Source organism: Pseudoalteromonas sp. Hal040 (assembly GCF_037162425.1).
GTDB classification, from domain to species: domain Bacteria; phylum Pseudomonadota; class Gammaproteobacteria; order Enterobacterales; family Alteromonadaceae; genus Pseudoalteromonas; species Pseudoalteromonas gelatinilytica.
Genome location: NZ_JARLUU010000001.1, coordinates 3,419,752 through 3,435,497 on the forward strand (window position 1 = coordinate 3,419,752; position 15,746 = coordinate 3,435,497).

Annotated in this window: 16 protein-coding genes; 4 read left to right on the top strand and 12 right to left on the bottom strand. The window is 42.7% G+C overall.

All coding sequences use genetic code 11. The features are described from left to right. Nucleotides 1-147 precede the first annotated feature (147 nt). The 3 genes from acnA to P4S60_RS15980 all read left to right on the top strand — a co-directional run bounded on the left by acnA (nt 148) and on the right by P4S60_RS15980 (nt 4,300). On the top strand, nt 148-2,898 hold the full coding sequence (gene acnA / locus P4S60_RS15970) for an aconitate hydratase AcnA (RefSeq protein WP_337116587.1): 2,751 nt from the start codon (nt 148-150) through the stop codon (nt 2,896-2,898). A gap of 187 nt (nt 2,899-3,085) precedes the next feature. Then, complete coding sequence (locus P4S60_RS15975; protein ID WP_337116588.1) at nt 3,086-3,973, top strand: hypothetical protein; 888 nt, start codon at nt 3,086-3,088, stop codon at nt 3,971-3,973. Nucleotides 3,974-4,054: 81 nt separating this feature from the next. Beyond that, nucleotides 4,055-4,300: a hypothetical protein gene (locus P4S60_RS15980; protein ID WP_337116589.1), complete on the top strand. Its 246-nt coding sequence runs from the start codon at nt 4,055-4,057 to the stop codon at nt 4,298-4,300. Here the strand turns inward: P4S60_RS15980 and P4S60_RS15985 are convergent. From P4S60_RS15985 to P4S60_RS16005, 5 genes are all read right to left on the bottom strand, one after another. Continuing rightward, on the bottom strand, nt 4,297-4,839 hold the full coding sequence (locus P4S60_RS15985; protein ID WP_337116590.1) for a DUF4124 domain-containing protein: 543 nt from the start codon (nt 4,837-4,839) through the stop codon (nt 4,297-4,299). The two genes, P4S60_RS15980 and P4S60_RS15985, sit on opposite strands and share 4 nt — an antisense overlap. Nucleotides 4,840-4,851: 12 nt before the next feature. Beyond that, a complete protein-coding gene (locus P4S60_RS15990; protein WP_337116591.1) occupies nt 4,852-5,580 on the bottom strand; it encodes a substrate-binding periplasmic protein in 729 nt (242 codons plus the stop codon). A gap of 100 nt (nt 5,581-5,680) precedes the next feature. Beyond that, the gene (locus tag P4S60_RS15995) at nt 5,681-6,421 is read right to left on the bottom strand and encodes a phosphoadenylyl-sulfate reductase (protein ID WP_337116592.1); all 741 of its coding nucleotides are present in this window, start codon (nt 6,419-6,421) and stop codon (nt 5,681-5,683) included. 38 nt (nt 6,422-6,459) lie between these two features. Further along, nucleotides 6,460-8,157 carry an assimilatory sulfite reductase (NADPH) hemoprotein subunit gene (cysI, locus tag P4S60_RS16000; protein ID WP_119853731.1) on the bottom strand — a complete coding sequence of 566 codons (1,698 nt, stop codon included), beginning with the start codon at nt 8,155-8,157 and terminating at the stop codon, nt 6,460-6,462. A 48-nt stretch (nt 8,158-8,205) separates the two neighbouring features. Further along, nucleotides 8,206-10,020, bottom strand: coding sequence for an assimilatory sulfite reductase (NADPH) flavoprotein subunit (locus tag P4S60_RS16005; protein WP_337116593.1), 1,815 nt, complete (start codon nt 10,018-10,020; stop codon nt 8,206-8,208). A gap of 347 nt (nt 10,021-10,367) precedes the next feature. On the opposite strand from P4S60_RS16005, the gene P4S60_RS16010 reads away from it, so the two are divergent. Next, nucleotides 10,368-12,008, top strand: coding sequence for an endonuclease (locus P4S60_RS16010; protein WP_337116594.1), 1,641 nt, complete (start codon nt 10,368-10,370; stop codon nt 12,006-12,008). 43 nt (nt 12,009-12,051) lie between these two features. On the opposite strand, the gene P4S60_RS16015 is transcribed toward P4S60_RS16010, so the two are convergent. The 7 genes from P4S60_RS16015 to rpsC form a co-directional block, all read right to left on the bottom strand. Continuing rightward, entirely contained in the window at nt 12,052-12,642 is a 591-nt protein-coding gene (locus tag P4S60_RS16015) for a hypothetical protein (protein ID WP_337116595.1), read from the bottom strand. 70 nt (nt 12,643-12,712) lie between these two features. Beyond that, nucleotides 12,713-13,003: a hypothetical protein gene (locus P4S60_RS16020; RefSeq protein WP_337116596.1), complete on the bottom strand. Its 291-nt coding sequence runs from the start codon at nt 13,001-13,003 to the stop codon at nt 12,713-12,715. Between the two features lie 66 nt (nt 13,004-13,069). Next, nucleotides 13,070-13,657: a hypothetical protein gene (locus P4S60_RS16025; protein WP_337116597.1), complete on the bottom strand. Its 588-nt coding sequence runs from the start codon at nt 13,655-13,657 to the stop codon at nt 13,070-13,072. Between the two features lie 503 nt (nt 13,658-14,160). Beyond that, nucleotides 14,161-14,418: a 30S ribosomal protein S17 gene (gene rpsQ, locus P4S60_RS16030; RefSeq protein WP_063701050.1), complete on the bottom strand. Its 258-nt coding sequence runs from the start codon at nt 14,416-14,418 to the stop codon at nt 14,161-14,163. Next, a complete protein-coding gene (rpmC, locus tag P4S60_RS16035) occupies nt 14,418-14,609 on the bottom strand; it encodes a 50S ribosomal protein L29 (protein WP_054552371.1) in 192 nt (63 codons plus the stop codon). Before rpmC ends, rpsQ begins: the two co-directional genes overlap by 1 nt. After that, entirely contained in the window at nt 14,609-15,022 is a 414-nt protein-coding gene (rplP, locus tag P4S60_RS16040; RefSeq protein WP_036974208.1) for a 50S ribosomal protein L16, read from the bottom strand. The genes rpmC and rplP overlap by 1 nt, the downstream gene beginning before the upstream one ends. A 12-nt stretch (nt 15,023-15,034) precedes the next feature. Continuing rightward, complete coding sequence (gene rpsC / locus P4S60_RS16045; RefSeq protein WP_063701047.1) at nt 15,035-15,736, bottom strand: 30S ribosomal protein S3; 702 nt, start codon at nt 15,734-15,736, stop codon at nt 15,035-15,037. Between the last annotated feature and the right edge of the window lie 10 nt (nt 15,737-15,746).

Below are 15,746 nucleotides of genomic sequence, written 5' to 3' on the forward strand. Positions count from 1 at the left end.
TCGGCAGCAACTATATTAGATAGCATATTTTTTCATCAGCTAGATGAATGTCTCAGCTGGTATTAAGTTTGCAATAACACTGTGTCTATTTCGAAAAGGAAACAACAAAGCAAGCCAAATTGCTTGCTCAAACCACAGGGGCAAATAATGAATAACAGTTTTGATACCCAAAAACAGCTTACGATTAATGGTGAGCAATATCATATTCACTCTTTACAAGGTTTAGGCGACAAAGCAAAACGTCTGCCATTCTCATTAAAAATCTTACTTGAAAACCTGTTGCGCAATGAAGATGGCGTCAATATTAAAAAGCAAGATATCGATGCCTTATTAAACTGGGATCCACAAGCTAAACCATCTGCAGAAGTCGCATTTACGCCTGCTCGCGTTGTAATGCAAGACTTTACAGGTGTTCCCGCCATTGTTGATTTAGCCGCGATGCGTGATGCCATGGAAAAACTCGGTGGCGATCCTGCAAAAATAAACCCGCTGTCACCTGCTGAGCTGGTAATTGATCACTCTGTGCAAGTTGATGGCTACGGTGAAGATGGTTCATTCGACTTAAATGCGAAGCTTGAATATGAGCGCAACAAAGAGCGTTACGAATTTTTACGCTGGGGGCAAACCGCCTTCGATAACTTGAAAGTCGTACCTCCCGCTACCGGCATCGTACACCAAGTTAATTTAGAATATTTAGCCCGTGTGGTATTTAACGATAGTAAAAATGGGAAATCACTCGCCTACCCAGATACCCTAGTCGGAACCGATTCGCACACCACCATGATCAATGGCCTTGGGGTGCTAGGTTGGGGTGTCGGTGGTATTGAAGCCGAAGCTGCAATGCTTGGTCAACCAATCAGCTTACTTATTCCACAGGTCGTTGGCTTTAAGCTCAATGGTCGCCTGCCAGAAGGCACAACGGCAACCGACCTTGTACTAACCGTAACAGAAATGCTGCGTAAGCATGGCGTAGTGGGTAAATTTGTTGAGTTTTATGGTGATGGTCTTGCTGATTTACCACTTGCGGACCGTGCAACTATCGCAAACATGGCACCAGAATATGGAGCAACCTGCGGTATTTTCCCAATTGATGATGAAACCATTAACTACCTACGTTTAACTAACCGCGATGACAAACAACTTAAACTCATCGAGGACTATGCTAAGCACCAAGGCTTGTGGCGTAATCCTGGCGATGAAGCTCATTATACAGACACACTCGAGTTATCCCTTGATGATGTGGTGCCGAGTCTTGCAGGCCCTAAACGCCCGCAAGATAGAATCGCCCTTGATAAAGCAGGTAGCATTATTGGTGAGCACTTAAAAGGCTTCCAAGATGAGCGCATGCAACACCGTGATAAAAGCGATGCCCAAGAAGCGCGCATTGAAGACGAAGGCCCAACAACCAACCCTGATGAGCCAGTAAACGAAGCACAATATATGGGTGCGGCTAAAGTTAATTTTAAAGGCGAACAGTTTGAGCTGAAAGACGGTGCGTGTGTCATTGCTGCAATTACGAGCTGTACAAACACTTCAAACCCTAGTGTTATTTTAGCGGCAGGCTTAGTGGCTAAAAAAGCCAAGCAATTAGGCTTAAAGGTGAAGCCATGGGTTAAAACCTCACTTGCTCCGGGCTCTCAAGTGGTGACTGATTACTTGAAAAAAGCCGACTTGATGGATGATTTAGATGCCTTAGGCTTTAACCTTGTTGGTTATGGTTGTACAACCTGTATTGGTAACTCAGGGCCTTTAGCTGATGAAATCAGTGAAGCAATTCAAAAGCATAAACTGGTTGTCAGCTCTATTTTATCGGGTAACCGTAACTTTGAAGGCCGTATTCACCAAGATGTGAAAATGAACTTCTTAGCCTCACCACCCCTTGTGGTTGCTTACGCAATTGCGGGTCGTACAGATATCGACGTGTATAACGAACCGCTTGCGCAAGACCCAAATGGTAATGACATTTATCTAAAAAATATTTGGCCAAGTGTTAGTGAAGTAAACGAACTCGTCCGTGAAACCGTGACCAAAGAAATGTTCGCATCAAGCTATGGCAATGTGTATCAAGGCGATGATCGCTGGCAGAAAATTCAAATTCCTGATGGCAAACTTTATGATTGGGATGATGCGTCAACCTACATCAAAAAAGCGCCATTCTTTGATGGTATGGAAATTGAGCCTCCAGGCATTCCGAGCATTAGTGGTGCACGCTGTTTGGCAAAATTAGGTGACTCAGTAACCACTGACCACATCTCGCCAGCAGGTGCAATTAAAGCAGATGCCCCAGCAGGTCTTTACTTGCAAGAGCACGGCGTGCAAAAAGCACAATTTAACTCGTATGGTTCGCGCCGTGGTAACCACGAAGTGATGATGCGCGGTACCTTTGCTAATGTCCGTTTACGTAATCTATTAGCACCGGGTACCGAAGGCGGTGTGACTCGTATGCAGCCAAGCGATCAGCTTGCCAGCATTTATGATGCAGCGATGCAATATCAGCAAGATGGCACGCCACTGATTATTTTAGCGGGTGCGGAATATGGCACAGGCTCATCACGCGACTGGGCTGCTAAAGGCTCACTTTTACTTGGTGTTAAAGCCGTTATTGCACAAAGCTATGAGCGTATTCACCGTTCAAACCTGATTGGTATGGGTGTTTTACCCCTACAATTTAAAGAAGGTGAAAGCTATGAGTCATTGGGTCTAACGGGTCAAGAGTCATTCGACTTTGAAGGCTTATATGACAAAACCAATGAAGTCAGTGTGATTGCGACCAACAGTGAAGGCAAACAAATTAGCTTTAGTGTTGATGTGCGTATAGATACCCCTAAAGAGTGGGATTACTACAAACACGGCGGTATTTTACAGTATGTACTGCGTAATATGCTGGCTGAGCAGTAATTGCTGTTAAGTTAACTAAGGGGCTGAATTTTCAGCCCCTTTTTTGTTTAAAACACCAATAAATTGCAGTTTAGACCAACACACTTATTTACAAAAAATGAAAAGCACATAAAAATCAGCATGTTAAAATTGGACCATAGTTTGCAACTGCTAACCAGATAACAACCATAATAATTTTGGAATTCCTATGACTATTGCATCATTCAAACGCGCAATTTGCGCAACGGCCATCTCATCAAGTTTATTATTAACGGGCTGTGTTATTCATGTTTCTCCGGGCCAGATCGCAGAACAAAAACAACAAGACTTAAGCGTATCCGCTGCCAATATCAGCGAATTAAAAATTGATGCTGAAGCAGGTTCACTGATCATCAAAGGCGACAGCAACGCCACAGCTATCACAGTGAATGCTAATATCTATGCGGCTAAAGGCGATGAAACTTATACGCTAACCCTCGAAAAGCACGGCGACACGGCTGAGCTTATCAGTAAGCTCAATAATGGTAGCTTATCGTTTTACAGTGGCTCATCACCTCATATTGATTTAATTGTCTCTGTGCCTAGTAACCTTAAACTAGATATCGATGATGACTCAGGTGATATCGTGATACGTGCGATGCAAAACGATATCAGCATTGATGATGACTCAGGATCAATTGTGATCGAAGGGGGTCGCAATATAAATATTGATGATGATTCTGGCGATATTCGCATTAGCAATGTCAGCGGCAATATCAGCATTGAAGACGACTCAGGCTCAATTATGATAGACCAAGGCCAAGGGCGTATTGATATTGAAGATGACTCTGGTGATATCCGCATCGAAAACAGCCAAGGTCCAGCGCGTATTATTGATGAATCAGGTAGTATCAGCGTTAAAACATTAGCTGGTGCGCTTACTATCGAAGATGGCTCTGGCGATATAGATGTAAGACAAATCAAAGGGCTGGTTACCATTACCGATGGCTCTGGCAGTATTTATGTTGATGACACACTCGGCCTGACAATTATCGAAGCGGGTTCTGGTGATTTAAGTATCGATAACATCAACGGTCCAGTAAAATTGGACAGATAACCGACAATTGCTTGATTTAGAACAATCCTATTAATGACAACAGCACCTACACTTTAATTAAGGCTAAAGTGAGGTGCTTGTATGACCGAACAAACCATCATTCGAATCTTAAAAACCTTTATTATTTTAGGTATTTGCCTAATTATTTTGGGGCATTCTTTATTAGCTGGCAATTACTTAGGTGATAGCATGGGTGTGCATGGCATTATGATCAGCGCAGCGTGCATTGCTGTTGGTGTGCTGTTCTCTTTGCCCACCAAAATTTATCTCACTATTTTACTGATGAAAATGGAAAGCGATCTCACAGCACAAAATAAACAAAGTTAATTCCCACCTTGCTCTTTGAGCTGTTGCTCAAGTTGCTTGTTACGTTGCTCCATAAGCTGTTTTACTTGCTCAGCGTCTTGCATCATCTTTTGTACGTTTTTAGAGTCGTACACCCCAAGCACCGAAGATGTTTCGTCAGCTTTAACGGTTGCTGGTTGCTTTTCATCAGCTTGAAATGTCTCTGCCGGTAACACCGTTATGTCGTTAGGATCTAAACTTACCGCAGTACTAACGTAATTAGGGTGAGGGGTATCAGCATAGTGCCACTGACCATGTTCATCTTGCCATTTATACACCACGACAGGTGCATTTGCGTCTTTGCTCAAGCTCAACTTCTCAGTGAGCTTTTTTGCTTGGCTGGTAAGTGTATCGGCACTTTGCGAAGCAAAATCACTCACATCACCACTGACTTTTTCTGAGTATCGCTCGAACATGCTCAGCTCTAGGTAAGGTTTTCCGTCTGGCTTTTTAATGTAAAACAGCAGCGCGATACTGGTTAGTAGCAGCATAACCGCAAGGTAACAAAAACGCTTAATCATTCCATTTACCGATTATTGGTAGTTACTCTCAATCTTAGCAAATTCACCAGATGATTTAAGATTTTTCATAAATTCATTAAATTGCTCGCTCATACGCTTCCCTTTTTCATTGTAAGCAAACTGTAATTGCATCGGAGCCTTACCAACACTGTAATCACTCACCGTGAATTTTTTAAAGGCATTATTTTCCTTGGCATACCACTGCAGTGTGTTTTTTGCGATAACAGCAACACGTTGATTTTGCTGCATATCAACTAAAGCCTTCAGCATATCTATTTCAGAGTAAAAGTCTTCACGGTGCAACTTACCTGATGCAAATAATGCTTCAAATTGCGGGTAGGTATAACCAAAGCGGGCCATCAACACATAGCCGCCTAACTTATCAATCGCTGGAATATGACAACCACTGGGCATCACTAAAATATCTTCAACAACTGCGATACTATCACTCCAATAGTATTGCTTATTTCCACGATACCATTGCTCAGACTCTAAGCGTACATCGACTTTACCTGCATCAAGTAAGTGCTGTGAACGCACCTCGGGCACCAGCATGTATTGAATATCGTGATTATATTTTTCAGCAAAACGAGTTAATAGCTCATCAACAAGTCCTTTATGACCACTATCAGCAAAATGATAAGGGGGATAATCCGTGTCATACAGCGCAACCTGTAACGTTTCTGCTCGCACTAAAGGCGCAATTAAAAGCAATAATAAAAAAACAACAGCACGACTCATAATTTTCTCTCATAAAATTGAGCCAGGGATTGTATATAAATAGCACAAAAAAAGCGCAACCTAGGTTACGCTTTACGAAAATTCTGATAGGAATTTAGGATTAGATACCATCACCGTCAATATGTAAGCCACATTCACGGTTTAAACCGAAGAAACGTGTCTCTTCTTCTGTCATGCCAGGCTCAAGTTTACGGGTTGTATGAACATCGCCCATAGATACATAACCTTGCTCCCAAAGAGGGTGATACGGCAAATCATGCTTAGTTAGATACTGATAAATATCGCGGTTGTTCCACTCAATAAGTGGATACACTTTCACAGTACCACGGCTGATTTCAACAATTTGCTTGTCAGCTCGACTAGATGATTGCCCGCGGCGCAAACCACTAAACCACGTACCCGCTTCAAGCTCGTTTAAAGCACGGGTCATCGGCTCAACTTTATTCAGTTGATTGTACTGCTTAATACCGGCTTCACCTTGTTCCCAAAGTTTACCAAACTTCGCTTCTTGCCACGCCGGGCTAAGCTCAGCTTTATAAACTTTAAGATTAAGCGAAAGTCGCTCCGTCATTTGCTCGATGAACTGATAGGTTTCGGGGAACAAATAACCAGTGTCAGTCAGTACCACAGGAATATCTGGCTGCTGCGATGTCACTAAATGCAACATCACCGCCGCTTGAATACCAAAGCTCGACGACAAAAAGTGCGTGCTTGGTAAGTTTTCAAGTGCCCACGCAACACGCTCCTCTGCGCTTTTATCAGCCAGAAGACCATTAATATCAGCCAACATAGCTGTTTGGTCTTCTTTGCTCATCGTTAAGATGTTTTTAAATTCACTCATGGTTAATTCCAAACCTTAAAGCGGTGTCGCTTATAAAATTATGCGTGAAAATCGGTTACTGAAACTTTAACTTCAGCAACAATGCCTTTGCGAATTACAAAATCACCAAAACACTCGCCTTCATTACGCTCACTTGCCCATTGGCCAATTAGCTTATCGAATGCCTCTAGGTATACGTCTTCGCCAACATTTTCTAAATACAATTTAGGAATACGCGTGCCTTCACGGTTACCACCTAAGTACACGTTGTATTTACCCGGACCTTTACCGACCAGACCCGCTTCAGCCAACATTGCGCGGCCACAGCCATTCGGACAACCCACAACACGCATGATGATGTTGTCATCGCTGATGCCGTGCTTAGCTAATAACGCTTCAGTTTTCTCAATTAAGCTTGGTAAATAACGCTCAGCTTCAGCCATCGCTAACGGACACGTTGGTAATGCCACACACGCCATTGAGTTTTTACGCTGCTCTGTATGGCTGTCATCAATTAAGCCATGGTTACGAGCAATCTCTTCGATTACCGCTTTTTGATCAGCCGGAACACCTGCAATGATCAAGTTTTGATTTGCAGTCATGCGAAAATCACCTTGGTGGATTTCCGCAATTTTACGGCAGCCTGTTTTAAGAGGTTGATTTGGGTAATCTAAAATACGACCACTTTGGATAAACAGCGTTAAGTGGTGCTTACCATCAATACCTTCAACCCAACCGATACGGTCACCACGGTGAGTGAACTCATACGGGCGGCTTTGCTCAAATTGAACACCGGCACGTTTTTCAACTTCTGCTTTAAATACATCAGAACCTACACGGTCAAGTGTGTATTTAGTTTTCGCATTTTTACGATTTGAGCGGTTACCCCAATCACGCTGTACAGATACCACGTGCTCAGCAATTTTCAAGGTGTGCTCAAGTGGGATAAAACCAAAGTCATCTGCTTTACGAGGATACGTTGCGGTATCACCGTGAGTCATCGCAAGACCACCACCCACTAACACGTTAAAACCAACTAACTTGCCGTTTTCTGCAATTGCCACAAAGTTTAAGTCGTTCGCATGCACATCCACTTCATTGTTCGGTGGAATTGTCACAGTGGTTTTAAACTTACGTGGTAAGTAAGTTGAACCTAAAATTGGCTCTTCAGTGGTTTCACTCTTTTCACCATCTAACCAAATTTCAGCGTATGCTTTAGTTTTTGGTAATAGGTGCTCAGAGATCTTCGCAGCCCACTCGTACGCTTCTTGGTGAAGTTCAGACTCAACAGGGTTTGTTGTACATAACACGTTTCGGTTTACATCGCCCGCCGTTGCAATTGAGTCAATACCCACGCTATTAAGCATTTGGTGCATGCCTTTAATGTTTGGCTTAAGCACACCATGGAATTGGAACGTTTGACGCGTGGTTAAACGAATACTGCCATAGCTGGTTTTCTCTTCAGCAAACTTATCAATCGCTAACCATTGCTCTGGCTTGATGATACCGCCAGGCATACGAGCACGTAACATTACATTATGTAACGGCTCTAATTTTTGTTTAGCGCGCTCAGGGCGAATGTCACGGTCATCTTGCTGGTACATGCCGTGGAAACGGATCAGTTGGAAGTTATCAGCAGTGAAACCACCGGTGATCTCGTCTTTTAAATCTTGCTCAATGGTGCCACGTAAAAAGTTACTTTCTCTTTTCAAACGCTCGTTATCAGAAAGCTTTACGTTTTTGTCTTGTTCGCTCATGGTATTTCCTAAATTTGTTACTGTGACGGCTGTTAGCTTTAAACGTGATTAGTACACGTCTTTCTGATAGCGATTTGCGCTACGTAAATCTTTTAAATATTGCTCAGCTTGCTCATCATCTTTGCCGCTACTTTCTTTGATTATGTCTACAAGCGCCTGATGAACATCTTTCGCCATACGGTTTGCATCACCACAGATATAGAAATGAGCACCCGCTTCTAACCAAGCAAATACTTCTTGGCTGTTTTTGCGAAGTTTGTCTTGAACATATACTTTTTCAGCTTGGTCACGGCTGAACGCCACATCCACTTTAGTCAGTAAACCTGACTTCAAGTAACCTTGAATTTCAACTTGATATAAGAAGTCTTGAGTAAAGTGTGGGTTACCAAAGAATAACCAGTTTTTACCACTTGCTTCACGAGCATCACGCTCTTGTAAAAACGCACGGAATGGTGCAATACCCGTACCCGGACCTACCATGATAATTGGCGTTTCATCATTAGCCGGTAAACGGAAATTATCGTTATGCTCGCTAAATACTTTTACTTTGCAGCCTTCTTCAGCACGACGTGCTAAATAACCAGAACACCCACCTAAGTGCTCGCTACCAAATGCATCAAACTCAACCAGGCCCACCGTTAAGTGAACTTCGTCTTCAACTTCAGCTTGGCTAGATGCAATCGAATATAAACGTGCTTGTAGTTTACGTAAGCAGTCTACTAAGGTTTGCGCTTCTAGTTGAGCTGGGTTTTGACGAATAATATCGAAGATTTGGCGAGGTTCGATGTACTCACGCATTGCCGCTTTATCTTCAACTAAATTTAATAATTCAGGATTGCCAGTTGCTGTTGCATATTTTTCAACAAAACCTGGGTATGACTGGGTTAACTCTAATTTTTCGATTAATGCATCACGAATACTTAGCTCTTCATCGCCGAGTTTAACCGTGCTAGATGCATCAATTTGAGTAAGCGTAAGTACTTCATCAACAAGTGCTTCGTCATTTAAGAAGTAAACGCCTAGCGAATCACCCGGTGTATAGGTAATGTCTGAACCTTCTAATGAAATTTCAACATGACGCACATCTTTGGTTGAATCACGACCGGTAATTTTTTGCACAACGCTTAGCTCTGCAGCAAATGGGTTTTGCTTGGTGTATTGGCTTGCTGCTGGTGCCGCTGCACCAAATGGCATCGCCACAACTTGACCACCGCTTGCTTGTTGCTGCGCTTTAAGATCAGGTTCAAACGCATCAAGTGCACCATCAATCCACTTAGCAGCTTCATCATCGTAATCAACATCTAAGTCGGCACGCTGGAAAATAGTTTCTGCGCCAAGCTTGTTAAAACGCTCTTCAAAATCTTTTGCTGTTTGGCAGAAGAATTCGTAGCTTGAGTCACCTAACCCAATCACAGCAACTTTAACACCATCTAGTTTTGGTGCTTTTTTAGTTGCTAAAAACTCATGCAGGCTTTCAGCATCTTCAGGTGGCTCACCCTCACCGTAAGTTGAAACAACAACCGTGATGAACTTTTCTTTTTTCAGGGCAGTTGGCTTGTAGTCAGCCATGTTGACTAGCTTAACCGATAGACCACGTGACTCTGCTTGTTCTTTTAACTTGCTCGCCACGCCTTTAGCGTTACCCGTTTGCGAACCGTATAAAATAGTTAGCGGTGCAGCATCACCCGCAGCTGGAGCGGCAGCAACACCACCGGTTAATGCGCCTGCGTTTGCGTTAGCGGCTAAGTAACCACTTACCCACGCTTGCTGAATTGGATTAAGTTCAGCCACTAAGCCTTGCAGCTTCTGTACTTGCTCTTGCGATAGCGGACTCGCCGCTGCATTTAGTTGACTTAACAACATGAATTTATTCCTCGTAACCCTGAAAAGTTAACTGCGAAACGAACTTGCTACCATCATTTCGCGAACAATTTTTTCGACTTTAAAGACCCAATAGAAATGCTTTAAAGGTTTATCTGAGCGTGAAGAATAACGAGGTCTGAGGCGATTAAAAAAGAATAGAATCTGCTTTGATATTCCATTTAGTTATTAATTTAGTATTTATCCAAAAAAAACATGTTAGAAGTATGAATCCCCAAATAAGAAATTTTTATTAATTAACATTATTGCAACATAAGCCAATTAGCCTATACTCGCTGTGTTCATTTTGAGAACAGCAAAAACTATTAAAATATAAAAAGGAAACGATAATGTCACACGGGACATGTAAAAAATACCTGCTAGCCAGTACCTTACTGTGTTTAGCGAGTTCAACATTGGCAAATGTTAATAATGCCGACTTCGAAAACTGGTCAGCAAACAACCCTGCCAGCTGGAGCACCATAGATAGCGGTATAAGCCTTATTGCTAATAGCAATGTGGTTTACTCAGGCAATTACTCAGCGCAAGTCGTGGTTAATACTGGCACGCAAAGTAATACCGACTTACTACAGTTAGTGGATGTAGTGGCGGGTGAAAGCTATGAGTTTTCTACTTGGGTTTACCATACAGAAGGTGGCGTAAAAGCACGTTTAGTGGTTGATGGCTATCAGGGCTATTCTAATTCGGCATTAACTAATCAATGGCAACAAATCAGTTACCAGTACACGGCCTCTGCTACCACGTCAATTAGTGTTGGCCTGCGCTTTTACGATGTAACAGGCTTTGATGGCAGTGAAGTAGTGTATGTCGATAACTTTGCACCAAGCACTGACTCAACCCCACCTCCTACGGGCAGCTGCGCAGATAACCAAGTATCTTTAACGCTCACTACCGATAACTATGGTGAAGAAACCAGCTGGCAAATCACCAATAGCCAAGGTAGCACAGTGGCATCGGGCGGCAGCTATGCTGCAAATACCCAGTACAGTGAACAAGCATGTTTAACAGATGGTGACTATACCTTTACGATTTTTGATAGCTATGGTGATGGTATTTGCTGCTCATTCGGCAATGGCAGTTACAGTCTTTCTTTAGGTCAAACAGTACTTGCCAGTGGTGCAAGCTTCCAAAGCTCAGAAGCAACGCCGTTTACTTTGGGTGATAGCTCAGGCGACGGTGATGGTAGTGGTACAACCCCAACAGAGCCAACGGGATACTATGTTACAACGCAAGGCCTTAGCGGTTATGCACTGAAAACAGAGTTATACAACATCATTAAAGATCACAACTCACAAGGCTATTCTGCGATTTGGAGCTTTTACGATGTTGCTTCACGCGATAAGTATTTTGAAAACGACAACTCTATTTTAGACCGTTATTCAGAAAACCCTGCAGGCCAAGATAGCTACAACTATGTTGCTGTGAGCGACCAATGTGGGACATACAACAGCGAAGCAGATTGCTACAACCGTGAGCATTCTTTCCCGAAAAGTTGGTTTGGTGGAACAGTTGAGCCAATGAATTCAGACGTACATCACATTTTTGCCACTGATGGTTATGTGAATTCAAAACGCAGTAACTACCCATTTGGTGAAGTAGGTAGTGCAAGCTACACCTCTAGTAACGGCAGCAAATTAGGCAGCGCTGCTAGCTCATTAAATTACTCAGGAACGGTTTTTGAACCTATTGATGAATTTAAAGGTGACTTTGCAAGAGCGTATTTCTATATGGCAACACGCTATGAAAACGTGATTGGCTCATGGCAAAACAACACAACCTACAGTAATGCTGTATTAAATGGTTCATCTGATCAGGTCTTTGAGAGCTGGGTCGTTGCTATGTTATTAAAATGGCATAACGCAGACCCTGTTAGCCAATTAGAGCTTGACCGTAACCAAGCAGCTTATGAACATCAAGGTAACCGCAACCCATTTGTGGATCACCCAGAATTTGTAGAAATGATTTGGTAACTTCGTTAAGCCAAGGCGCTTAGTTTCGGCTAAGTGCCTTTTTTTAATCAAGCACAACGACTTTGTTTTCGTCAATTAACTCTGCCACATAGCGCTTTTCTAAATGCCACGGATGACGCTTCCAGCCCTGAAAACCAAAACCTGCTATATGCACTTTTGAAAACAATTTAAGGTAGTGAGCAATCGCTAAAGTACCTGAACTTGGGCAATATGGCTTATGTATTGTCGGCCCTAACGTTAGTAGGTACGCAAGCAGTGATTGGCGAAATTGCTGGGTTAATCGTTCTTGCTGCAAGCCTGTGCCATAGTGCTTAAACAAAGCGTCACCATGATCAAGTCGGCCATGACGACGGATCAGTTTGAATAGTTGCTGCATGAATAAGTTTGGCGCAGGATCAGTGACCATAATCTTGTTAAGTCCTTCAAGCGGCATAACAAGTGGCTCTTCAAGTAAACTTTGCGCCTGCCTCCCTCGCCCCAATAACCATAGATCTGTGCAACGCTTACCTAGGTGCGCAGGCATTGCTGCACAGCGATTAAAACGCACAACAGATGGACAATTATCGACCTGCTCAGCAAGCTCGGTATTAATCGGACCATTACCTAGAATAATTATCTGTGGCTGCTCATGCATAATGCAAAACTCCGTTTTATCCTTAAAACGACCTTATTTCACCTAAACTTTATGACCTACTAATGACAGTTCATGATAAGTTTAATACATGTGAAAAGCGCTTATGTGCAATCAGCAAGTTATTATCAACTTGAGATTGGGCACTATAGCCAAGAAGCTGTAACACCTGTTTTAACAGAGCTTGATGTTGCTGCTGTGGTGAGTGATTTACCACTTCTAATACCTCTAACATCGCTTGTGCATAGCTAGAACCTGAATGGATCGACTGCCAGATACGCGTTTGTATTTCGATAACTTGAGAAATCGACGTGTTATAAGTACTAACTTGCAGACTTAACAGATAATTTTCTAATAGATTCATTGTAGCGTCCTTTTTTAAAACGCCACTTTAAAAGCTCAAGTTAAGTTGAGGTAAAGTGTTTTATTATTACTTTTTACTCCACTTATTCATAATTTCTTTAAATAACTTAGCCTCTTTGTCTTCACAGGGTCTGGGCGATCCGCTTGGCACCCCAGATTTACCAAACACCGAGTTAAAATCTATGCCATAACACATACCATTTAACACCTCGATACGCTTGCTACCATCACCACTCTGCCAAACGACGGTTGCTTTATCAGAAACTGTTAATTGTGCAGGCACTGAAACCCTGCCTACAGGCAAATTATTATTTGCCCCTTCAACCTGCCTAAATAATGACGAATTAGAAGAGCCATTTTCAAAATTAAGCTGTGGGATTGGCGCATACGGGTTGAGTTTTTTAAAGGGTACTTCGGTTGTTTTTGAATTCTCAGGTGTCTGACTGGGCTTGATGACCTTAGTTGTCATTTCTTTGGGTTCACTAACTGAGTGTTCAACGACCTTAGCATCACTTTTCTGCTTAGGGCTGCTATAAGCGGTTTCCTCTTTTTGCGGCAAAGCCTTAGCCTCATCAACTATTTCTTGCGGTTGCTCCAGTAAAGGTTTGTCTTGGGTTTTCTGTAAACTAGGTAACGAAGTTAAATCAACACTCACATACGCGTTGATTACTTTAGGCGGCTCAGCGACTGCGGGGAGTTTCACAGACTTTCCATATCGAGCAAATAACAATAAAAGCATAGCATGTAGCGTAATCGAGATAATCCATGCTTTGTAATTCCCTTTTAACACCCAAGCGCCTCATTTTTATTTTTAAGAGTGTTAAGTGAATGAAATAGTTCATAAGAAAAGTGGTGAGTTAGCAAGTTAGCAAGTTAGCAAGTTAGCAAGTTAGCAAGTTAGCAAGTTAGCAAGTTAGCAAGTTAGCAAGTTAGCAAGTTAGCAAGTTAGCGAGAGTAACGTTTTAAGGTTCTAGGTCAAGTCTGTTCGTCGAGATGGTCTGGATTCAGCATGAGGTGTCACATGTGGTTTTATAGCTATGCAGCAACAACCCCTACCGCTCGACTGACGTCTGACAGCTTAACGCTTTTTGCTGTATTTTAAAAACAAAAAGCCCCAGCAAATGCCGGGGCTTTTTAGTAAGTAAACTTAATTAAAAATTAAGCTTGCTTTGGACGTTCAACAACGTCTACTAAAGTCCAAGACTTAGTCTTAGAAATAGGAGCACACTCACGGATAGTAACTACGTCACCAGCTTGAGCTGTGTTGTTTTCGTCATGTACGTGTAGTTTAGTCGTACGTTTGATGAATTTCCCATAAACTGGGTGCTTCACGTAACGTGCGATAGCAACAGTGAAAGATTTATCCATCTTGTCGCTGATTACACGGCCTTGAAGAGTACGGATTTTATCGCTCATTATTGACCTGCCTTCTGGTTAATAACTGTTTTTACACGCGCGATATCGCGACGTACTGTTCTTAGCGTGTGTGTCTGAGCTAACTGACCAGTGCTTGCTTGCATGCGCAGGTTAAACTGCTCACGAAGAAGTCCTAGAAGTTCAGCGTTAAGCTCTTCTACGCTTTTGTCTTTTAGTTCGCTAGCTTTCATTACATCACCGTCCGAGTTACGAAAGTTGTTGTGAATGGTAATTTACGCGCTGCAAGGTTAAATGCTTCACGAGCAAGCTCTTCAGAAACACCTTCCATTTCGTAAAGTACTTTACCAGGTTGAATTTCAGCAACCCAATATTCAACAGAACCTTTACCTTTACCCATACGAACTTCTAATGGTTTGTTCGTAATTGGCTTATCTGGGAATACACGAATCCAGATTTTACCTTGACGCTTTACGTGACGTGTCATAGCACGACGAGCTGCTTCGATTTGACGAGCAGTCATACGGCCACGGCCAGTAGCTTTCAAACCGAAAGTACCGAAGCTTACTTTGTTACCGTTTTGCGCTAAACCGCGGTTGCGGCCTTTGTGCATTTTACGGAATTTTGTACGTTTTGGCTGTAACATTACTCGCTACCTCTACTTAGCACTTTTTTTGGCTTTCTTTGGCGCGCGTTTAGCTGGCTTCTCTTGCTCTTGTACTAGTGGTAAACCACCAATAACTTCGCCTTTGAAGATCCAAACTTTAACACCAATGATACCATAAGTGGTTAAGGCTTCAGAAGTTGCGTAGTCGATATCAGCACGAAGAGTATGTAGAGGTACACGACCTTCACGATACCATTCTGAACGTGCGATCTCAGCACCGCCAAGACGACCGCTAACTTCAACTTTGATACCTTTTGCACCAATGCGCATTGCATTTTGTACCGAACGCTTCATAGCGCGACGGAACATAACACGACGCTCTAGTTGTGACGCAATACCGTCAGCTACTAGTTGTGCATCAAGTTCAGGCTTACGAACTTCAGAAATATTGATCTGAGCCGGAACACCTGCAATCTTAGTTACTGCTTGACGTAGTTTTTCAACGTCTTCGCCTTTTTTACCGATAACAACACCAGGACGAGCTGTGTGAATTGTTACACGGATAGATTTAGCTGGACGCTCGATAACGATTTTAGACACAGAAGCCGCTTTTAATTCCTTAGTAAGGAATGCACGTACTTTGTGATCGCCAAAAAGCTGATCAGAGAAATCTTTTGAATTCGCGTACCAGGTAGAAACCCAAGGTTTAGAGATACCTAGGCGAATACCAGTAGGATGAACTTTTTGTCCCATTACTTATACT